This is a genomic window from Sulfitobacter profundi, assembly GCF_042661425.1.
GTDB lineage: Bacteria > Pseudomonadota > Alphaproteobacteria > Rhodobacterales > Rhodobacteraceae > Sulfitobacter > Sulfitobacter profundi.
In genome coordinates, this window is sequence record NZ_JBHSWA010000001.1 from 432,110 (window position 1) to 451,022 (window position 18,913).

At 63.6% G+C, this 18,913-nt stretch carries 18 protein-coding genes and 5 pseudogenes; 15 read left to right on the forward strand and 8 right to left on the reverse strand.

All coding sequences use genetic code 11. The annotated features are described in order from the left end of the window. The first annotated feature begins 71 nt into the window (after positions 1 to 71). From hutI to hutU, 4 genes are read left to right on the forward strand one after another with little or no spacing between them, the layout of a single operon-like run. The gene (gene hutI, locus ACFQAU_RS02295; protein WP_132445711.1) at positions 72 to 1,280 is read left to right on the forward strand and encodes an imidazolonepropionase; all 1,209 of its coding nucleotides are present in this window, start codon (positions 72 to 74) and stop codon (positions 1,278 to 1,280) included. Next, on the forward strand, positions 1,277 to 2,815 hold the full coding sequence (hutH, locus tag ACFQAU_RS02300; protein ID WP_132445708.1) for a histidine ammonia-lyase: 1,539 nt from the start codon (positions 1,277 to 1,279) through the stop codon (positions 2,813 to 2,815). Before hutI ends, hutH begins: the two co-directional genes overlap by 4 nt. Continuing rightward, complete coding sequence (gene hutG / locus ACFQAU_RS02305; protein ID WP_120350555.1) at positions 2,812 to 3,612, forward strand: N-formylglutamate deformylase; 801 nt, start codon at positions 2,812 to 2,814, stop codon at positions 3,610 to 3,612. Before hutH ends, hutG begins: the two co-directional genes overlap by 4 nt. Next, positions 3,609 to 5,276, forward strand: coding sequence for a urocanate hydratase (hutU, locus tag ACFQAU_RS02310; RefSeq protein WP_132445705.1), 1,668 nt, complete (start codon positions 3,609 to 3,611; stop codon positions 5,274 to 5,276). The genes hutG and hutU overlap by 4 nt, the downstream gene beginning before the upstream one ends. A 34-nt stretch (positions 5,277 to 5,310) precedes the next feature. Here the strand turns inward: hutU and ACFQAU_RS02315 are convergent, their stop codons facing one another. Then, the gene (locus ACFQAU_RS02315; RefSeq protein ID WP_132445702.1) at positions 5,311 to 6,000 is read right to left on the reverse strand and encodes a UTRA domain-containing protein; all 690 of its coding nucleotides are present in this window, start codon (positions 5,998 to 6,000) and stop codon (positions 5,311 to 5,313) included. 184 nt (positions 6,001 to 6,184) lie between these two features. Between ACFQAU_RS02315 and ACFQAU_RS02320 the strand changes: the two genes are divergently transcribed. After that, positions 6,185 to 6,706 carry a cell wall hydrolase gene (locus ACFQAU_RS02320; RefSeq protein WP_240791631.1) on the forward strand — a complete coding sequence of 174 codons (522 nt, stop codon included), beginning with the start codon at positions 6,185 to 6,187 and terminating at the stop codon, positions 6,704 to 6,706. A 3-nt stretch (positions 6,707 to 6,709) separates the two neighbouring features. Here ACFQAU_RS02320 and ACFQAU_RS02325 read toward each other — a convergent pair whose 3' ends face one another. The 6 genes and pseudogenes from ACFQAU_RS02325 to ACFQAU_RS02350 form a co-directional block, all read right to left on the reverse strand. Beyond that, positions 6,710 to 7,213 (reverse strand): YqaA family protein, encoded by a 504-nt coding sequence (locus tag ACFQAU_RS02325; protein ID WP_430981518.1) that lies wholly within the window; start codon positions 7,211 to 7,213, stop codon positions 6,710 to 6,712. Between the two features lie 51 nt (positions 7,214 to 7,264). Further along, entirely contained in the window at positions 7,265 to 7,429 is a 165-nt protein-coding gene (locus ACFQAU_RS02330) for a hemin uptake protein HemP (RefSeq protein WP_082849466.1), read from the reverse strand. A gap of 5 nt (positions 7,430 to 7,434) precedes the next feature. After that, positions 7,435 to 7,611 carry a hypothetical protein gene (locus ACFQAU_RS02335; RefSeq protein ID WP_161487453.1) on the reverse strand — a complete coding sequence of 59 codons (177 nt, stop codon included), beginning with the start codon at positions 7,609 to 7,611 and terminating at the stop codon, positions 7,435 to 7,437. A gap of 162 nt (positions 7,612 to 7,773) precedes the next feature. Beyond that, positions 7,774 to 8,091, reverse strand: coding sequence for a heme-degrading protein HmuQ (hmuQ, locus tag ACFQAU_RS02340; protein WP_120350552.1), 318 nt, complete (start codon positions 8,089 to 8,091; stop codon positions 7,774 to 7,776). Positions 8,092 to 8,102: 11 nt separating this feature from the next. Beyond that, positions 8,103 to 8,863 (reverse strand): annotated as a pseudogene (locus ACFQAU_RS02345) (ChaN family lipoprotein). Beyond that, positions 8,860 to 9,114 (reverse strand): hypothetical protein, encoded by a 255-nt coding sequence (locus ACFQAU_RS02350; protein ID WP_067935896.1) that lies wholly within the window; start codon positions 9,112 to 9,114, stop codon positions 8,860 to 8,862. The pseudogene ACFQAU_RS02345 and the gene ACFQAU_RS02350 overlap by 4 nt, the downstream one beginning before the upstream one ends. A gap of 433 nt (positions 9,115 to 9,547) precedes the next feature. Here ACFQAU_RS02350 and phnC point away from each other — a divergent pair, with 433 nt between their 5' ends. The 4 genes and pseudogenes from phnC (at position 9,548) to phnE (ACFQAU_RS02370) (ending at position 13,548) form a co-directional block, all read left to right on the forward strand. Then, positions 9,548 to 10,342: a phosphonate ABC transporter ATP-binding protein gene (phnC, locus tag ACFQAU_RS02355; RefSeq protein ID WP_132445696.1), complete on the forward strand. Its 795-nt coding sequence runs from the start codon at positions 9,548 to 9,550 to the stop codon at positions 10,340 to 10,342. 45 nt (positions 10,343 to 10,387) lie between these two features. Beyond that, positions 10,388 to 11,296 carry a phosphonate ABC transporter substrate-binding protein gene (phnD, locus tag ACFQAU_RS02360; protein ID WP_132445693.1) on the forward strand — a complete coding sequence of 303 codons (909 nt, stop codon included), beginning with the start codon at positions 10,388 to 10,390 and terminating at the stop codon, positions 11,294 to 11,296. A gap of 73 nt (positions 11,297 to 11,369) precedes the next feature. After that, positions 11,370 to 12,248 carry a phosphonate ABC transporter, permease protein PhnE gene (phnE, locus tag ACFQAU_RS02365; RefSeq protein WP_132445690.1) on the forward strand — a complete coding sequence of 293 codons (879 nt, stop codon included), beginning with the start codon at positions 11,370 to 11,372 and terminating at the stop codon, positions 12,246 to 12,248. 65 nt (positions 12,249 to 12,313) lie between these two features. Beyond that, positions 12,314 to 13,548 (forward strand): annotated as a pseudogene (phnE, locus tag ACFQAU_RS02370) (phosphonate ABC transporter, permease protein PhnE). A gap of 9 nt (positions 13,549 to 13,557) precedes the next feature. On the opposite strand, the pseudogene phnF reads toward phnE (ACFQAU_RS02370), so the two are convergent. Next, a pseudogene (phnF, locus tag ACFQAU_RS02375) lies at positions 13,558 to 14,270 on the reverse strand (phosphonate metabolism transcriptional regulator PhnF). Between the two features lie 101 nt (positions 14,271 to 14,371). On the opposite strand from phnF, the gene phnG reads away from it, so the two are divergent. The 6 genes and pseudogenes from phnG to phnL all read left to right on the forward strand — a co-directional run. Further along, entirely contained in the window at positions 14,372 to 14,830 is a 459-nt protein-coding gene (gene phnG, locus ACFQAU_RS02380; RefSeq protein WP_132445681.1) for a phosphonate C-P lyase system protein PhnG, read from the forward strand. Beyond that, positions 14,830 to 15,389, forward strand: a pseudogene (gene phnH / locus ACFQAU_RS02385) (phosphonate C-P lyase system protein PhnH). The gene phnG and the pseudogene phnH overlap by 1 nt, the downstream one beginning before the upstream one ends. Next, on the forward strand, positions 15,389 to 16,489 hold the full coding sequence (locus tag ACFQAU_RS02390) for a carbon-phosphorus lyase complex subunit (protein ID WP_132445675.1): 1,101 nt from the start codon (positions 15,389 to 15,391) through the stop codon (positions 16,487 to 16,489). Before phnH ends, ACFQAU_RS02390 begins: the two are co-directional and overlap by 1 nt. A gap of 47 nt (positions 16,490 to 16,536) precedes the next feature. After that, on the forward strand, positions 16,537 to 17,406 hold the full coding sequence (locus tag ACFQAU_RS02395) for an alpha-D-ribose 1-methylphosphonate 5-phosphate C-P-lyase PhnJ (RefSeq protein ID WP_132445850.1): 870 nt from the start codon (positions 16,537 to 16,539) through the stop codon (positions 17,404 to 17,406). Then, positions 17,403 to 18,173, forward strand: a complete 771-nt coding sequence (gene phnK, locus ACFQAU_RS02400) for a phosphonate C-P lyase system protein PhnK (RefSeq protein ID WP_007117460.1) — start codon at positions 17,403 to 17,405, stop codon at positions 18,171 to 18,173. Before ACFQAU_RS02395 ends, phnK begins: the two co-directional genes overlap by 4 nt. 71 nt (positions 18,174 to 18,244) lie before the next feature. Beyond that, a pseudogene (gene phnL, locus ACFQAU_RS02405) lies at positions 18,245 to 18,913 on the forward strand (phosphonate C-P lyase system protein PhnL); the annotation flags it as partial.

Consider the following 18,913-nt stretch of genomic DNA (forward strand, 5'->3'; position numbering starts at 1 on the left):
TTTTTTATGTATAGACATATAACAATTAAAACCGCGTTAGAAAAGTAAAACCTCAGGAGGGGGCGATAGAGATGGCAGAGCACGACCGAGTTTTGATCGACCTCACCGCCGCGACCTTAGACGGCGCAGAACCCTATGGAATGATTGAGAATGCAGCGATTGCGATTGCCGGGAGCCAGATCGCATGGGTCGGCCCGCGCCTTGACCTGCCACGGGCCTACCGCCACCAGCCGACAGAATCACTGGGCCACCGCCTCGTCACCCCCGGTCTGATCGACTGCCACACCCATATCGTCCACGGAGGCGACCGCGCGCGCGAGTTCGAAATGCGCCTTGAAGGAGCCAGCTACGAAGACGTCGCCCGCGCCGGGGGCGGCATTGTCTCAACCGTCACCGCCACCCGCGCCGCCAGTGAGGCCGATCTGCTGGCAGAAGCCCTGCGCCGCGTCGATGTGCTGATCGCCGAAGGCGTCACGGGGATCGAGATCAAATCCGGTTACGGTCTGGATATCGAGACCGAGCTGCGCATGCTCCGCACCGCACGCGCCGTGGGCCAGCAGCGCCCGATCCGAGTGCGCACCACCTTCCTCGGCGCCCATGCCACGCCTACCGAATACGCAGGCCGCGCTGACGCCTATATCGACGAAGTCTGCCTCCCCGCCCTGCGCGCCGCCCATGCCGAGGGGCTGGTCGATGCGGTCGACGGGTTCTGCGAGGGCATCGCCTTTCAGCCCGCCCAAATCGCGCGGGTCTTTGACGTAGCGCGGGAATTGGGGCTGCCGGTGAAACTCCATGCCGAGCAACTGTCGAACCTTGGCGGCGCGAAACTCGCGGCCTCCTATGGCGCGCTGTCGGCGGATCATATTGAGTACCTTGACGCGGACGGCGTGAAAGCGATGGCCAAGGCGGGCACCGTCGCCGTAATCCTCCCCGGCGCGTTTTATACCCTGCGCGAAACCCAAGCGCCCCCGATTGATCTGCTGCGCAAACACGGCGTGCCGATGGCGCTGGCGACGGATATCAACCCCGGGTCGTCGCCGCTGAGCTCCCTGCTGCTGACGCTCAACATGGGCTGCACCCTGTTCCGCATGACGCCCGAAGAGGCGCTGCGCGGTGCCACGCAACATGCCGCCCGCGCGCTTGGGCTGGACGGCTGCGGCATGATCCGCCCCGGCCTGCGCGCCGACCTCGCCGTTTGGGATATCAAACACCCTGCCGAGCTTGCCTATCGCATCGGCTTCAACCCGCTTCACTCTCGCATTTTCGGAGGCCAATCGTGACCACCCTGACCCTCACCCCCGGCGCGGCCACCTTGGACGATCTGGCCCGCATCTACCGCGAAGAGGCATCGGTGAGGCTCGACCCCGCCTGCCGCCCAGCGATTGAACTGGCCCACGCGCGCATTGCCAAAGCGGTGGCGGGCGAGGATGCCGTCTACGGCGTGAACACCGGTTTCGGCAAGCTCGCCTCGGTCAAGATCGCCTCAGATGACACGGCCACCCTGCAACGCAACCTGATCCTGTCGCATTGCTGCGGCGTCGGCCCGGCGATCCCGCGCGGCCATGCGCGGCTCTTGATGGCGCTCAAACTGCTGAGCCTTGGGCGCGGCGCCTCAGGCGTGCGGCTTGAGGTCGTCGATCTGATCGAAGCCATGCTGGAGCGTGGCGTGACCCCGGTGATCCCGGCGCAAGGATCGGTCGGTGCCTCAGGCGATCTGGCCCCCTTGGCCCATATGGCCGCTGCGATGATGGGCCACGGCGAGGCGGAAATTGAGGGCCGCGTCATGCCCGGCGGAGAGGCGCTGACCGCCGCGGGTCTCACCCCGCTGGAGTTCGGCCCGAAAGAAGGGCTGGCGCTGATCAACGGCACGCAGTTTTCGACCGCCTTCGCGCTGGCGGGGCTGTTTGACGCATGGCGGGCGGCAAACTCGGCGTTGGTGATCTCGGCCCTGTCGACGGACGCGATCATGGGCTCCACCGCGCCGCTGCAACCCGAAATCCACGCCCTGCGCGGCCATCGAGGCCAGATCGAAGCGGGCGAGACGATGCGTGCCCTGCTCAACGGCTCGGAAATCCGCGAGAGCCACGTGGCGAATGACGCCCGCGTGCAAGACCCCTACTGCATCCGCTGCCAGCCTCAGGTGACCGGGGCCGCGATGGATGTGCTGCGCATGGCCGCCCGCACGCTTGAGGTCGAAGCCAACGCCGCCACCGACAACCCGCTGGTGCTGGTCGGCGCGGACCTGATCGTTTCAGGCGGGAATTTCCATGCCGAACCGGTGGGTTTTGCCGCCGATATGATCGCACTGACCGTGGCCGAAATCGGAGCCATCGCGCAGCGCCGCGTGGCGTTGATCGTGGACCCGGTGCTCAGCTTCAACCTGCCGCCCTTCCTCACGCCAAACCCCGGCCTCAACAGCGGCTATATGATCGCCGAAGTCACCACCGCCGCCCTTATGAGCGAGAACAAGCACCTCGCCAATCCGTGCGTCACCGACAGCACGCCGACCTCGGCCAACCAAGAGGATCACGTCAGCATGGCCGCCCATGGCGCGCGGCGGCTGGGGCAGATGATCGACAACCTAAACCGCATCTTGGGGGTCGAGTTGCTCTGCGCGGCACAAGGCATCGACTTTCGCGCGCCGTTGGCGACCAGCGAGACATTGCAGCATGTGGTGAAACGGGTCCGCAAGGATGTCGCGACGCTGGATGAGGACCGTTACCTCGCCCCCGATCTGGAACGCGCGGCACAGATGGTGGCCGAAGGCGAGATTAGCCGCGCCGCCGCCATCGAGATGCCGGAGCTTTCCACATGACCCCGGTAGAGATCACCCGCGGCGACAGCCCCATCGTGCTTGGCCTGCCGCATACCGGCACCGATCTGCCCGACACAGTGCGCCGCGATCTGAACCCGCGCGGGCTCGAACTGGCGGACACCGACTGGCATATTCACCGACTTTACCAAGGGTTACTGCCCGGCGCGACCACCGTGCGCGCGACCTTCCACCGCTATGTGATCGACGCCAACCGCGACCCTTCGGGCGCATCGCTCTACCCCGGCCAAAACACCACCGGGCTGGTGCCGCTGACCGATTTCGACGGGCAGGACATTTGGACAACCCCGCCCGAAGAAGCCGAGATCGAGGCCCGCCGCCTGGCATTCCACGCCCCCTATCACGCGGCGCTTGAGGCGGAATTGGCCCGCGTCCGCGCGTTGCATGGCGTGGCGATCCTCTATGACTGCCACTCAATTCGCTCGCTGATCCCCTTCCTCTTTGACGGCCCCTTGCCCGATTTCAACATCGGCACGAACCTCGGCACCACCTGCGCGCCTGAGATCGAAGCCGCCGTCGCGGATATCTGCGCCGCCGCCCCCGGCTATACCTCTGTCATCAATGGCCGTTTCAAAGGCGGCTGGACCACGCGCCACTATGGCCGCCCCGCCGAGGGGTTTCACGCAATCCAGATGGAACTGGCGCAGAGCAGCTACCTCAGCGCCGAAGCCCCGCCCTGGCCCTGTGATCCCGAAAAGTCTGCGCGCCTGCGCAGGCACCTGACCGACATTCTGACAACTCTGGCCGCGATGGCCCCGACCCTGAAAGGCACAGCATGAGCGATCCGCGCAAGAACACCCGTGACGTCTATCCCGCCACCGGCACCGAGCTTTCGGCGAAAAGCTGGCTCACCGAAGCGCCACTGCGGATGCTGATGAACAACCTGCACCCAGACGTGGCCGAGAACCCGCATGAGCTGGTCGTCTATGGTGGCATCGGCCGTGCGGCGCGGACGTGGAAAGATTACGACCAGATCGTCGCCTCGCTCCGCGCGCTCGAAGACGACCAAACGCTGCTGGTGCAATCGGGCAAGCCTGTCGGTGTATTCAAGACCCACAAAGACGCCCCGCGCGTGCTGATCGCGAACTCCAACCTCGTGCCGCATTGGGCGAATTGGGACCACTTCAACGAGCTCGATAAAAAGGGTCTGGCGATGTATGGCCAGATGACCGCAGGCTCGTGGATCTACATCGGCTCCCAAGGCATCGTGCAGGGCACCTATGAGACATTTGTCGAGGCAGGCCGCCAGCATTATGGCGGCGATCTGACCGGCAAATGGATCCTCACCGGCGGGCTTGGCGGCATGGGCGGCGCGCAGCCCTTGGCGGCGGTGATGGCCGGGGCTTGTTGCCTCGCGGTCGAGTGCAATCCCGACAGCATCGATTTCCGTCTGCGCACAAAATACGTCGATGAAAAAGCCGAAACGCTCGACGAAGCGCTGGAGATGATCGAGCGTTGGACCGCTGCCGGAGAAGCGAAATCCGTGGCCCTCTTGGGCAATGCCGCCGATGTCTTTCCCGAACTGGTGAAACGCGGTATGCGCCCCGATATCGTCACCGATCAGACCAGCGCCCATGACCCGGTGAACGGCTATCTGCCGCAGGGTTGGAGCATGGCCGACTGGCGCAAGAAACGCGAGAGTGCCCCCAAGGCGGTCGAACGCGCCGCCCGCGCCTCAATGAAGGTACAAGTCAAAGCGATGGTCGATTTTCACGCGGCGGGCATCCCCACGGTCGACTATGGCAACAACATCCGCCAGATGGCGCTGGAGGAAGGGTTAGACAACGCCTTTGATTTCCCCGGCTTTGTCCCCGCCTACATTCGTCCGCTGTTCTGCCGGGGCGTGGGGCCGTTCCGCTGGGCGGCGCTGTCAGGCGATCCGGAGGATATTTACAAGACCGATGCCAAGGTAAAAGAAATCCTCTCCGAAGATACGCACCTGCACAACTGGCTCGATATGGCCCGCGAGCGTATTTCCTTCCAAGGTCTGCCCGCACGGATCTGCTGGGTGGGTCTGGGTGTGCGCCACCGCCTCGGACTCGCCTTCAACGAAATGGTCCGCACTGGCGAGCTAAGCGCGCCCATTGTGATCGGGCGCGACCACCTCGACAGCGGTTCCGTCGCCTCGCCCAACCGCGAGACAGAGGCGATGAAAGACGGCTCGGATGCCGTGTCGGATTGGCCGCTGCTAAACGCGCTTTTGAACACCGCCTCGGGCGCCACTTGGGTGTCGCTGCACCACGGTGGCGGGGTTGGCATGGGCTTTTCGCAGCACTCCGGCATGGTGATCTGCTGTGACGGGTCCGAAGACGCTGACCGTCGCATCGAACGGGTTCTGTGGAACGATCCGGCGACGGGCGTGATGCGCCATGCGGATGCGGGCTATGACGAAGCGCTTGATTGCGCCCGCGCGCATGGGCTGGACCTGCCGGGTATCCTTTGAGCACCACGCGCCGCCGCCCTCACGTGGCGGCGCATCAATAGCGGGTCGTCAGACGGTGACCGGGGCGATGCGACAGGCGCACATAGGTCACCGCCTGCCCCTCCCACCATGTCGAACGCTCGACCGTGAAAACCGGATCACCCAAGGCGCAGGCGAGATACTCACTCAGCCGCTGATCGGCCAGTCCGGCGGAGAGGCTGATCTCAACATCCGAAAAAGGTATTGCCGAGATCAGCCATTCGTTCGGCCCCACCTCTGCAAAATCCTCCTCCCGCGCCTGCGGCAGGGTCGCAAGGTTGATCCAGCGGTCTTCATATTGATAGGGATCGCCATCGGCGTAATGCATACAGACCAGATGCAGCGCCTCGCTGCCTGCGGTCAGTTTCAGCCGCGCGCGCAACCAGTCCGGCGCAGGCTCAACCGCGTGGCTCACCAGCGAATAGCGATAATCAGCGCCCTTCTCTTCGATCTCGGCCCGGACCAGCGGAATGTCGAAGCGCGCCTGCCGCACCGGGGCCATGCGCACCCGCGTCCCGGCTTTGCGGCGGCGCTCGATAAACCCTTCGTCGGCCAATTCGCGCATGGCACGGTTGACCGTCGCGCGGGCGCAGCCATAGGTCTCGGCCAGATCGACTTCATTGGGCACAAGACTGCCCAGAGGCCACTCAGCCTTGGTGATCTTTGACAGGATGTCGGTTTTCACATCCCGGTAGGTGACTTTCATAAGAACGGCCCTGCTGGGTTCATGACTGTTTTATCAAGTATTACACTAGATCAATCGTCAGCCCAAGCGCCCCCGCGCGCCCCACCCGGAGAGAAACCGCCTGAGCCGGGGCGCGGGTCTTGCCTCGCCCCGCGTTTGCTGGAAAATTACGCGCCACCTGCCCCCTCACCCAGAAAGGCCGCCCATGCGCGTTCAGCCCCCGAAAATCCGCACCGCCGCTTTGATGCTGGGCCTTGGCCTGCTCGCCGCTTGTGGCGGTAAGCAGACCGAAGTGGTCGCGGTCCCGGTGGGTGAGGTGGAGTGTATGGCGCGGGCGATGTATTTCGAATCCAACCGCTCCAGCCGCGACGGGATGGTCGCCGTGGGCACGGTGGTGTTGAACCGCGTCCATTCCGAAGCCTTCCCCGATACGGTCTGCGGGGTGGTCGGCCAGCGCAATCAGTTCGCACCGGGCGTGATGACGAAACCGATGAGCGATCGCGGGGCCCCATTGGCCCGCGCCACGGCGCTGGCGGTGCTTCAGGGTGAGCGTCACCCCAAGGTCACCCGCGCGAAATTCTTCCACGCCGCGTGGTACAATGCCAATTACAACAACATGCATTACGTGGTGACCGCAGGCGGCAATGCCTTTTACGAAAAGCGCCGTCCGGCCCTCGTGACCACGCCCAACCCGCTGCCGCCGCTCGAAGGGATCACCCCGCTCTGAGCGTCACAGAACCCCGCGCGCGAGCAGGATCAGCACCAGATAGCGCCCGCCTTTGGCAAGGGTGACAATCAGCAAGAAGCGCCAAAGCGGTTCGCGCATCATGCCCGCGGCCAAGGTCAGCGGATCGCCGATGATCGGCACCCAACTGGCCAGCAGGCTCCAATACCCCCAGCGTTGATACCAGCCAGAGGCCCGCCCCATCTGCCGCGCCGAGAAAGGAAACCAGCGGTGATCGGCAAAATGGCTGAGGTAGCGCCCGAGCAGCCAATTCAGCAGCGAGCCCAGCACATTCCCCAGCGTCGCCACCAGCCACAACAACGCCGTGGCATGGGCACCCGACCACATCAGCCCCAAAAGCACCGCTTCGGATTGCGCGGGGATCAGCGTCGCCGCCAGCAGGGCCGCGAAGAACAGGCTCAGCAGGGCCAGCATGTCAGCGGCGAAGGACGGAAAAGGCGAAAAGGCCGGGCATGGCGCGTCAGTAAAGACGCCGTGGCGTGAGGGCAAGCCGCAGCCGCGCCTTAGGCGTTCCGCGCCACACTTGGGCAGCCGCGCGGCCTATTTCGTCAGGATCAATTTCCCTGCCCGCGTGATGCGCAGCGTATAGGTTTGGCCGTCCAGCACGATATTGGCCGTCGAGCCATTGGGCACCAAGGCACGCGCATCATGCACGGCGTCTTCGACCGGTTGGCCTGCGGGCGAGGGATCGGGCAGCTTTTGCATCAGGCTCATCCTGCGTCCCCCATCTGGCGGGCGCGTTGCAGATCGATGAGGTGCTCAAGGCCAAAGCCATCGCAGGGCGCGGTATCGTTGCTGCCAAGCGCGATATCGCGCCAGCTGTTGTTGGATTGCGTCTGTAGCCGGGCATGGGCCATTGGCTCGGGCGTGGTCACGGGTGTCCTCACGGGGGCGGGCTCCTTTCCATTGACATCCGGGCTTCCGACGCGCGGTGGCTTGGACGGTTTCGGCGTAAAGTCGTTCATACCCCGGCCAAAATACCGGGCTCTTATAACGGCTACTTAATCCGATTATTTTAGTCAAGTATAGAAAGTCCCGCCTGCCCCGCGTCAGACTGCTTCGATTTGCTGAATAGTCTGAAAGCCCTCGAACCGCGGCGCGCCTTCGTGCAGCTTGCGGGTTTGCCCCGCCCGCGCATGCGCCGCGCGAAAGGCGTCGCTGGTGGTCCATGCCCGAAAATGCGCTTCGCTTTCCCAAATGGTGTGCGAGGCATAGAGGATCGTCCCCTCCTCCTCTGGCCCTTTGAGCATGTGGAAGGACACGAACCCCTCCGTCTCTTTCAGATGGCTTTCGCGGTTCAGCCAAAGCTCTTCGAATGCGGCGGCATTCTCGGGCAGTACGGTGAAACGGTTCATGGCAAGGTACATGGGCGGGTCCTTTAATTCTTGGTCAGGGCGTTACAGGGGTCTTCGCGCTTGGTGGGCGGGATCAGGCGGGTCTCGTCAAATGGCATCTCTGTCTGTTTTTCGACAAAGCCGATGGCATGGGTCGTGACCTCGGGGGCCGCTTGCGCGATCAGCGCGGGAATGCCCCAATCGGTGCGGGCATGGCCGTTGCCGGTGATCACGGCCACGGGCGGGCCATAGGTCTCAAGCGCTTCGAGCGCCGCGCGCGCGAATGTGGCGTCGCGGTAGCGTTGCACGGCGACCATGCCCCCCATCATGTCGCGCGGCATGGCCCGGCAATGGGCGGCGAACTGCACCTCGATCCGGGCCGCCAGCTGATCGTCGGGCAGCGGTTGATCAAGGCCAAAGCGCGCCGCTTCCGGCCCGAAAAGAGCGGCTGCGCCCTCAAGATACACACTGCGCACCGCCTCGCGGGGGCGGCGGCACCGATGATCCGGGCTTCGCCCAAAGCATCGAAGATCGGCGCGTAGATGTCGAAATCCTGCCAACCACTTGCCGCCCAAGCCTGCGCGATCTGGCTGCGATCGGCATCGGCTTTTGCCCCCTGCGCGGCGGTGAGCATCTCGAACACCACAGCAGTGGGGCGCAGCGTCTCCAGCGCGGCGGCCTGTTCGAGATGGGCATGGGGGTTGTCATGTACCTCCCCCAAAATCACGATCTCGGCGAGGGGGTCGGCGCCCGCGGGCAGCGCGAGCCAGAGCAGCAAGGCGGCGCAGCGGATCTTACCGCTCACGATTTGCGCTCATCCGTGTCGGTTTTCACTTCGGGATCGTTATAGTCGTTGGGGTCAAAATCGTCGGGGTCGAAGGGGTCTTCGTCTTCGGCGATGCCGCTGACATGGGTGGTGCCGCTTTCCTCATCGAAAACCAGCCCATAGTTCGCCTTGCCCTCGCTTTTGTAGCGCCGGAATTCGTGGATGCCTGCGTAGACAAAAACCAATGTGATCGGCAACAGAATCAAAAATGCGATAATCTGGGCGTCCATAAACGCGCTCCTTTAGATGCTTGTCGGGGGCCTGTATCACCGAAGGGGGCGCGGCGGGGTGGCACTGCGCGACCGGTGATCCGGCCAAAGATATTACGGTCCGCCGCGCGGGGCTGCGCGGTCTGACCCGATGCGGCCCTATCCGAACCGCCCTGTAAGAGAAAGCATTAATCCGGGGGCTTTGTTCCGCAAGCTCTATTTAACTGGCCCTTGTTTTATTGAGGTTGGCTGGCTCTTGCGCCGCACATTCCCCAGCCTGCGTACTGCCCCGCGCGGGGCAGCCGCGCCGCCCAACCGCCTATAAAACAAGCACAAACGCCTGCCCCCAGACAGCCGTTCCCGAAAAAACCGCACGTTACAAAAGCTTCGTCAAACTTAAACATTCGTGACATTCACCGCTGCGATAGCTCGCCCCGCAAACCCCGGGGGACTTATGCTCGTCATTTCTGAACTGACCAAAACATTCGGCGCGAACACAGCGGTGGCCCGCGCCAATCTGCAGGTCGACAAGCCGCAGATGATCGGGATCATCGGCCGCTCTGGCGCGGGGAAGTCCACGCTGCTGCGGATGTTAAATCGACTGACCGATGCCTCCTCTGGGCAGATCCTGTTTCAAGGGCGCGATGTGACCGCCCTGCGCGGCGCGGCCCGGCGCGGCTGGCAGGCGGAATGTGCGATGATCTTTCAGCAGTTCAACCTCGTCCCGCGGATGGATGTGGTGTCGAACGTGCTGCACGGCACACTCAACTGCCGCTCGACGCTCAGCAGCATCTTCAACCTCTACCCCGATGCTGACATCACCCGCGCGATTGAAATCCTCGACCGTCTGGGCATCGCGCAACATGCGCCCAAACGGGCCGAGGCGCTGTCGGGTGGCCAGCAGCAGCGCGTCGCCATCGCCCGCGCCCTGATGCAAGACCCGCAGATCATTCTGGCGGATGAGCCGATCGCCAGCCTCGACCCGATGAACGCGCAGGTGGTGATGCAATCGCTGCGTCGCATTCACGAGGAAGACGGCCGTATGGTCATCGCCAACCTTCACACGCTGGATACCGCGCGCCGCTATTGCGACCGCGTGGTGGGGATGCGCGACGGGAAAATCGTCTTTGACGGCACGCCCGCGCAACTGACCACCAGCATGGCCCGCGAAATCTACGGTGCAGACAGCAGCTTCTCCGAAGCCGCCACCTCAACCGAGATCGAAACGCTGGACAAGGTGCCAGCCTGACACGACCCGCCCCAATGGGCATATTTTCAAACTGGAGACGACAAAATGAAGAAGCTCATCGCCGCCGCATTGGCAACCACGGCCCTGACCGGCGCTGCACTGGCCCAAAGCGCCGATGTCACCGAATTCCGCATCGGCATCCTTGGCGGGGAAAACGCGCAGGACCGGATGAACTCCTACGAATGTCTGCGCGGCTACACCGAAGAGCGCCTTGGCGTTCCGGCCAAACTCTTCGCCCCTGCCGACTATAACGGCGTGATCCAAGGTCTGCTGGGCAGCACGCTCGACATGGCGTGGCTCGGTGCCTCGGCCTATGCCGCCGTTCACCTGCAAGACCCCGAAGCGGTTGAGCCGGTGCTGGTCAAGATCAACCTTGATGGCTCCTACGGCTACCACTCCATCGGCTTCGCGCGCAAAGATGCGGGCATCAACACGCTTGAAGACATGCAGGGAAAAGTCTTTGGCTTTGGCGATCCGAACTCCACCTCTGGCTACCTGATCCCCTCCATCGAAATCCCCCAGACAACCGGTGCCACCATGGAATCCGGCGACTACTTCGGCGAAGTGAAATTCACCGGCGGGCATGAGCAGACCATCGTCGCGGTCAACAACGGTGATGTCGCGGGCGGCGTGACATGGGCCGACGGTCAGGGCAATTGGGAAGACGGCTACAACTCCGGCGCGCTGCGCAAAGCCGTGGATGCGGGCCTGATCGACATGAACGATCTGGTGGAAATCTGGCGTTCCAAGCCGATCCCCGAAGGCCCGGTCGTGCTGCGCAAAGACCTGCCCGAAGAGGTCAAAACGACCATGACCGCACTGGTGGATGAGCTCCACGAGATGGACGCCGACTGCGCCTATGGTGTGGCCGCGGGCGAAAGCCTCGGCTTCGATCCGATTGCCCATGACGCCTATGTCTCGATCGTCGAAGCGCGCAAGGCGAAATCTAACTGATCCTAAGGGACAAAAGACATCTGGCAGGTCCCGGCAACGATTGTCGGGGCCTGTCGTCATAGGGGGACGACAGATGCAACAGACCACCACCGCGCCTGATATCACGGCGGATTACCTTGCCCATACCCGACAAAAGCGGGTGATGAATATGATCTTGCTGGTCGTTTTCGTGGCCCTGCTGATCGGCGGTTTCGGCACCGCCAATGCCCGCAACGCTGGCGGGTTCTGGAACGGGCTGCCCAATGTCTTTGATTTCCCCGCCGATGTGCTGAGCGAGGCATGGGAGCGCATTCATCTGCTGCCCGGCTATTTCGTGAAATACCTCCCCTCTCTCATCGAAACGGTGAACATCGCCGGGGCCGCGACGCTGATCGGTGCGCTTTTCGCGTTTTTCGCCGCCCTTCTGGCCACACGCGGCCTTGCCCCCGCGCCATGGCTCCTCGGCCCCCTGCGCCGCCTGCTAGACGTGCTGCGCGCCGTGCCTGAAATTGTCGTCGCCCTCGTGCTGATCTTTTTGCTCGGTGGTGGCCCGGTGCCTGCGATGATCGCCATCGCGCTGCATACCGTGGGCGCGCTTGGCAAGCTCTTCTCTGAGGTGAACGAGAACGCGTCGCTCAAGCCCGTCGACGGGCTTGCCTCTGTCGGGGCGGGCTGGCTGCAACGGATGGTCTTGGGCGTCGTGCCACAGGTCGCGCCCAACTATCTCTCCTACGCGCTGCTGCGGTTTGAGATCAACATTCGCGCCTCGGCCATTCTTGGTTTCGTCGGCGCAGGCGGCATCGGCTATGACCTGCGCAACACGATGTCTTGGGGCCAAGGCAAATTCGACGAAGCAGCGGCGATCTTTCTGCTGCTCTTCGGCGCTATCATCATCGTTGACCAAGTCTCGAGCCATTTCCGCGACCGGCTGACCCATGGCCGCGCCTATAAGGACAAGGGAGCCATCCTGTGACCGACCTTACCGCTTCCACCCTCCCTGCCCAGCAGGTCGCCAGCCGCAGCTTCCGCCGCAAGCGCATGGCGAGCCTTGCCGCGCCGGTGCTGATCCTTGCCTACCTCGCTTACGTCTTCTTCGCCTTTGACGTGGCCGGGCTGGGCGATCGTATCAACGTGTCGAACATGAAGACGCTGGTCGCCGACAGCTATAGCTACAAAACCCATGTCGCCCGCGACAACCGCAACGGCGAGATGGAGATCGCCATCGAAGGTGAGCGCAAGGGCCGCTATGCGCCGGGCACCGCCCCCGATTGGGTCACCTTGGGCGAGACGACGCTTGTCGAGCTTGGCAACGGCCATACCGTCGAACTGGGGCCGGAGGTGCGCTATGACGTGCCGGGCTACGGCCTGATCACCGCCACGCCGGGGCGCAGCGGCGTCAATGCCACCCTGCCCGACGGCCCCCTGCCCGAGTGGATCAACGCCTCCAAAAACCGCCTTGCGATCACCACGGACGCGGGCCGCCTGACGATCACCCGCAACCGTGCCGAGGTCTTTCGCTATTTCAACGGCTGGGAGCTGTTCTTCTTCACGCTCGACAGCCCCTACCATGGCATGTCCCCGCTAGAGCTGCTGCGCAGCGGTGAATACGGCGCGATCTGGCAGGATTTCTGGACCAACAAAATGTGGCGTCACGGCGATGTCGCTTGGGCGCTGGTTGAGACCATTCTCATGGCCTTTCTCGGCACCTTTGGCGCGGCGATGATTGCCCTGCCGCTGGGGTTCCTCGCGGCCAAGAACTTCTCCCCTTAGGCGGTCTGCGCTTTGCCGCGCGGCGGTTGTTCGACTTCCTGCGCGGGGTCGACGGGCTGATCTGGACCATCGTTCTCTCCCGCGCCTTTGGCCCCGGCCCGCTGACCGGATCACTGGCGATCCTGCTGACGGATACCGGCACCTTCGGCAAAATCTTCTCCGAAGCGCTGGAGAATGTGGACGATAAACAGATCGAGGGCATCGCCTCCACCGGGGCAGCACCTGTGCAACGCTACCGCTTTGGCGTCATCCCGCAGATCACCCCGGTGCTGCTGAGCCAAGTCCTCTACTATCTGGAATCGAACACCCGTTCGGCCACCATCATCGGCGCGATCACCGGCGGCGGCATTGGCCTGCTGCTAACCCAAGCGATCATCACCCAGAAAGATTGGGAGGAAGTCAGCTATTACATCGTGCTGATCATCCTGATGGTCGTGGCGATGGACAGCTTCTCAGGCTGGCTGCGCCGCAAGCTGATCGCAGGCACCGAGGCGGGTCACTAAGGCCGCGCATCAATCGCCGGGGTTCAGCGTCAGCGTCACGCGGTCCCCGGCGAACCATGTCACCCCATATTCCACCGGCACACCCTCCGGGTCCACGTTGATCCCGGCAGACCGCAAGATCGGCGCGCCTTCGGTCAGCCGCAAATGCAGCGCCTGCGTGGCATTGGCCAGTTTCGCCGTCAGCCGGGTCGAGGCGCGGGTGTAATCTGCCACCCCGCCCTGCGCCAAGGCCGAGGTGACCGAGCGGCTGGTCTCAAGCGCTTTTAACAGATCAGGGAACCGCGCGGCAGGAAACAGGCTGCGGAAAATCGCGATGGGCTGGTCATCGGCCAGCGACAGCCCCTCATAGACATGCACGAGCGCCTCTCCCTCTAGCCCAAGCTGCTCGGCCTCATGGGCCGAAGCCGCGCGGGTCTCCAGCATCAAAATCTGCTTGGCCGGCACCCGCCCCGCCGCAGCAAGGTTCTGGTGAAACCGCACCCTCTTGCCGATGGGGTAATCCGTGGGCCGCTGCGCCACGAAGACCCCGCTCCGCGACGGCTGTAGGTCAGCCCGCTCTCGTTCATGTCGCTGATCGCCCGGCGCACCGTGTGACGGTTGACCCCAAACCGCGCCGCCAATTGCGCCTCGGTCGGGAGCCGATCGCCGGGGGCGTATTTCCCCGTGGCGATGTCATGGGTCAGCGTGGCGGTGATGGTTTTCCAGATCGCAGTTCGGGCCATGTCGCAGAAGTTTCACATATCCATGCTTGCGCCAGCGGGAGGCCAGCGGCTAATACTTGTCTAGTTGTATAGTAAATTAGACAAATGCACAAGGTGTCTAGATGACGGTTGAAATAAAAGAAAAGACCCGCGATCGGCAGGCTTGGATGGGGCTGCTCGCGCGGGCCGAGGCCGCTGATCTGGCCCGGCTCTGGGCCCGCTACGGCGCGGTTCCAGCCCATGACCTGCTCCGCGCGCCCGAGATCGGCGGCGTCATGCTGCGGGGCCGGATGGGCGCCGTGGGCGATGCCTTTAACATGGGCGAAATGTCGGTCACGCGCTGTTCGGTGCGGCTTGCGGATGGGCCTGACGGCCACGCCTATGTCCAAGGCCGCAGCCGCGACAAGGCGCTGCAAGCGGCCCTCGTTGATGCCTTGATGCAGAGCGATGCCGCCAATGAGGTCCGCAGCAAACTGCTCGCCCCACTGGCCGAGATCGAGGGCCAACGCCGCGCCCGCCGCGCCGCCAAAGCCGCCGCCACAAAGGTCGATTTTTTCACCATGGTCAGAGGAGAAGACTGATGCAGACCCTATCGCTGACAGGCGGGTTTCGCGACGCGCCGAAAGACGCCGCTTTCGCCTTTCGCGCGGTGATGAACGCCATGGCCAAACCGGGTGAGATCAACAGCGTGACCGGGGCCGAACCGCCTGCGGGCCTGTCCACCGCCGCCGGGGTCGTCTTGCTGACACTCTGCGACCCCGAAACGCCGCTCTACCTCGCGCCCGGCTTTGACCGGCCCGAAGTGCGCGACTGGATTACCTTCCACACCGGCGCGCCCTTCGCCCCGGCCAATGCGGCGCACTTCGCCTTAGGCGCTTGGGACGACCTGCCGCGCGGCGACTTCCCCTCGGGACCGCCGCCTACCCCGACCGTTCCGCAACGCTGATCGTCGAGGTGGATGATCTACAGGCCAACGGCGCAACCCTCACCGGCCCCGGCATCAGAGACCGCACCGCGCTGTCGCTGCCCGACCGCGCGGCCTTCCAACAAAACGCGACGCTCTTCCCGCGCGGTTTGGATTTCATTTTCACCTGCGGCGACCGTCTGGCGGCGCTGCCCCGAAGCACAAAGGTGTCCTGATGTATGTAGCGGTAAAAGGCGGCGAGCGGGCGATCGACAACGCCCACGCATGGCTTGCCGAGGAGCGGCGCGGTGACGCAAGCGTGCCGGAACTCAGCGTTGCGCAAATTCGCGAACAGATGACGCTGGCGGTGAACCGGGTGATGGCCGAAGGCTCGCTCTATGACCCTGACCTCGCCGCGCTGGCGATCAAACAGGCGCGGGGCGATCTGATCGAAGCGGTATTTTTGATCCGCGCCTATCGCACCACCCTGCCGCGTTTCGGGGCCTCGCGCCCGATGGACACCGGCACCATGGCCTGCGACCGCCGCGTCTCGGCCACCTTCAAGGATGCGCCGGGCGGGCAGGTCTTGGGGCCGACCTTCGACTACACGCACCGGCTGCTTGATTTCAAACTGGCCGCCGATGGTGAGGTGCCGTCCGCGCCCGAAGTGGCCGATGCCGAGCCTTCTAAAGACACGCCGCACATCATGGAATTCCTCGACCGCGAAGGGCTGATGCAGCGCGACACGGATACCAGCACCCCGCCGCGCGATCTGACCCGCGAGCCGCTGGAACTGCCCGCCACCCGCGACCTGCGCCTGCAAGCGCTGACCCGCGGCGACGAAGGTTTCGTGCTTGGCATGGCCTACTCCACCCAGCGCGGCTATGCGCGCAACCACGCTTTCGTCGCGGAACTGCGCATCGGCAAAGTGGCGGTGGAAATGGACATTCCCGAGCTGGGTTTCGCCATCGAGATCGGCGAGGTTGAGCTGACCGAATGCGAAACGGTGAACCAATTCACGGGCTCCAAGTCCGAGCCGCCGCAGTTCACCCGTGGCTATGGGCTGGTCTTCGGCATGTCCGAGCGCAAGGCGATCTCCATGGCGCTGGTGGACCGGGCATTGCGTTGGGAGGAACTGGGCGAAGACAACCTCGGCGCGCCTGCGCAGGATGCGGAATTCGTGCTTTATCATGCCGACAACATCCAAGCGACGGGATTCTTGGAGCATATCAAACTGCCCCATTATGTCGATTTCCAATCCGAGCTTGAACTGATCCGCAAGCTGCGCCGCGAGGCGACGGCGGCCCAAGACGCGCCGCGGGAGGCCGCAGAATGAGCCCCGCCATGACACCGAGCGAACAATACACGAATGAGGACCGGGGCATGAACGACTACAACTTTGCCTATCTGGATGAGCAGACCAAACGGATGATCCGCCGCGCGATCCTGAAAGGGCTGGCGATCCCGGGCTATCAGGTGCCCTTTGCCAGCCGCGAAATGCCGATGCCTTACGGCTGGGGCACGGGCGGGGTGCAGGTGTCCGCCGCCGTGCTGACGCCCGAGGATACCTTCAAGGTGATCGACCAAGGCGCGGATGACACGACCAACGCCGTCTCGATCCGCCGCTTTTTTCAAAAGACCGCCGGTGTCGCGGTGACCGAAGCCACGACCGAGGCCAGCGTCATCCAAACCCGCCACCGCATTCCCGAAGCCGCGCTGCGCGTAGATCAGGTTCTGGTCTATCAGGTGCCGATCCCCGAACCGCTGCGCTTTCTTGAACCTTCGGAAGTCGAGACCCGCAAAATGCACGAGCTGGAGGAATACGGGCTGATGCATGTAAAACTTTACGAAGACATCGCCCAACACGGCGCGATTGCCACGGCCTATGCCTATCCGGTCAAGGTCGAAGGGCGCTATGTGATGGATCCTTCGCCGATCCCGAAATTCGACAATCCGAAACTGGAAATGGCCGCGATCCAGCTCTTCGGCGCGGGGCGCGAACAGCGTATCTATGCGCTGCCGCCCTATACGCAGGTCGTGTCGCTAGATTTTGAGGACTACCCCTTTGAGGCCAGCAAGGCAGACCACCCCTGCGGGCTTTGCGGGGCCGAGGACAGCTATCTGGATGAGTTGATCGTCGATGACGCAGGCGGGCGCTTGTTCATGTGCTCCGACACCGATTATTGCGCGGCCCGTCAGGCCGCCGGACATCGCGGCGCGGATGCGGCCCCTGTGTTGGAGGGCATGGCATGACCCCTTTATTGCAAGTTGAAAACATCGCGAAATTCTATGGCGCGCGGATTGGCTGCACCGATGTCAGCTTTGATCTCTACCCCGGTGAGGTGATGGGCATCGTCGGCGAAAGCGGCTCGGGCAAATCCACGCTGCTGAACACACTGGCGGGGCATCTGACACCGGATCGCGGGGCGGTGCGTTTCGACACCCGCGCCGATGGCCTGCGCGACACGGTGACGATGAGCGAGCCGGAGCGCCGCATGTTGTCGCGCACCGATTGGGCCTTTGTCCACCAGCACGCCCGCGACGGGCTGCGCATGAATGTGAGCGCGGGCGGCAATGTGGGCGAGCGGCTGATGGCCGTGGGCGCACGGCATTACGGCGACATCCGCGCCAGCGCCACCGATTGGCTGGGCCGAGTGGAGATCAACGAAGATCGGATCGATGACCGGCCTTCCGCCTTCTCGGGCGGGATGCAGCAGCGTTTGCAGATTGCCCGCAACCTCGTGACCGGGCCGCGGCTGGTCTTCATGGACGAACCCACCGGCGGGCTGGATGTGAGCGTGCAAGCACGGCTGCTCGACCTCCTGCGCGGCTTGGTGCGCGAGATGGGGCTGAGCGCCATTATCGTGACCCATGATCTGGCGGTGGTGCGTCTGCTGGCGGACCGGCTGATGGTGATGAAGGACGGCCATGTGGTGGAAACCGGGCTAACCGATCAGGTGTTGGACGACCCGCAGCATGGCTATACGCAGCTTTTGGTCTCTAGCGTGCTACAGGTTTGACGGTGCAGGGAAATGTTTCGCATGCGAAACAAATTACAAAAGTTAACAATAGGTTAAACAAGGCTGAACCCATGATACGCGTGGAAAATGTGAGCAAATCCTTTACCCTGCACAATCAAGGTGCTGCGGTGATCCCGGTGATGCGCGGCGGTGAATTGACCGTGGCGCGCGGCGAATGCGTGGCGTTAACCGGGGCCTCGGGTGCCGGAAAATCGACGTTGATGCGGATGATCTATGGCAATTACCTGACCGCTTCGGGCCGGATCATGGTGGGCGATCTGGATGTCGCCCGCGCCGCCCCGCGTGAGATATTGGACCTGCGCCGCAACGTGCTGGGCTATGTCAGCCAGTTTTTGCGCGTCGTGCCGCGGGTGGCGACGCTTGATGTGGTGGCCGAACCGCTTCGCGCGGTGGGCAGCAACGAAGCCGAGGCACGGGCGCGGGCCGGAGAACTGCTGGCGCAGCTCAACATCCCGCAGCGGCTTTGGCAGCTCAGCCCCACGACCTTTTCGGGCGGCGAGCAGCAGCGGGTGAACATCGCGCGCGGCTTTGCACACCCCTACCCCGTCTTGCTGCTGGATGAGCCGACGGCGAGCCTTGACGCCACCAACCGCGCCACGGTGCTGGCATTGATCGAAGAAGCCAAAGCCCGCGGCACGGCGATCTTGGGCATCTTCCATGATGAGGCCGCCCGCGACCAGATCTGTGACCGCGAAGTGGACGTGACCCGTTTCACCCCG

Bases quoted from the DNA above. Each gene is read 5' to 3' on its own strand.
- hutI (WP_132445711.1), top strand. From the start codon at position 72: ATGGCAGAGCACGACCGAGTTTTGATCGACCTCACCGCCGCGACCTTA.
- hutG (WP_120350555.1), top strand. From the start codon at position 2,812: ATGACCCCGGTAGAGATCACCCGCGGCGACAGCCCCATCGTGCTTGGC.
- hutU (WP_132445705.1), top strand. From the start codon at position 3,609: ATGAGCGATCCGCGCAAGAACACCCGTGACGTCTATCCCGCCACCGGC.
- ACFQAU_RS02315 (WP_132445702.1), bottom strand. From the start codon at position 6,000: ATGAAAGTCACCTACCGGGATGTGAAAACCGACATCCTGTCAAAGATC.
- ACFQAU_RS02320 (WP_240791631.1), top strand. From the start codon at position 6,185: ATGCGCGTTCAGCCCCCGAAAATCCGCACCGCCGCTTTGATGCTGGGC.
- ACFQAU_RS02330 (WP_082849466.1), bottom strand. From the start codon at position 7,429: ATGCAAAAGCTGCCCGATCCCTCGCCCGCAGGCCAACCGGTCGAAGAC.
- hmuQ (WP_120350552.1), bottom strand. From the start codon at position 8,091: ATGTACCTTGCCATGAACCGTTTCACCGTACTGCCCGAGAATGCCGCC.
- ACFQAU_RS02350 (WP_067935896.1), bottom strand. From the start codon at position 9,114: ATGGACGCCCAGATTATCGCATTTTTGATTCTGTTGCCGATCACATTG.
- phnC (WP_132445696.1), top strand. From the start codon at position 9,548: ATGCTCGTCATTTCTGAACTGACCAAAACATTCGGCGCGAACACAGCG.
- phnD (WP_132445693.1), top strand. From the start codon at position 10,388: ATGAAGAAGCTCATCGCCGCCGCATTGGCAACCACGGCCCTGACCGGC.
- phnE (WP_132445690.1), top strand. From the start codon at position 11,370: ATGCAACAGACCACCACCGCGCCTGATATCACGGCGGATTACCTTGCC.
- phnG (WP_132445681.1), top strand. From the start codon at position 14,372: ATGACGGTTGAAATAAAAGAAAAGACCCGCGATCGGCAGGCTTGGATG.
- ACFQAU_RS02390 (WP_132445675.1), top strand. From the start codon at position 15,389: ATGTATGTAGCGGTAAAAGGCGGCGAGCGGGCGATCGACAACGCCCAC.
- ACFQAU_RS02395 (WP_132445850.1), top strand. From the start codon at position 16,537: ATGAACGACTACAACTTTGCCTATCTGGATGAGCAGACCAAACGGATG.
- phnK (WP_007117460.1), top strand. From the start codon at position 17,403: ATGACCCCTTTATTGCAAGTTGAAAACATCGCGAAATTCTATGGCGCG.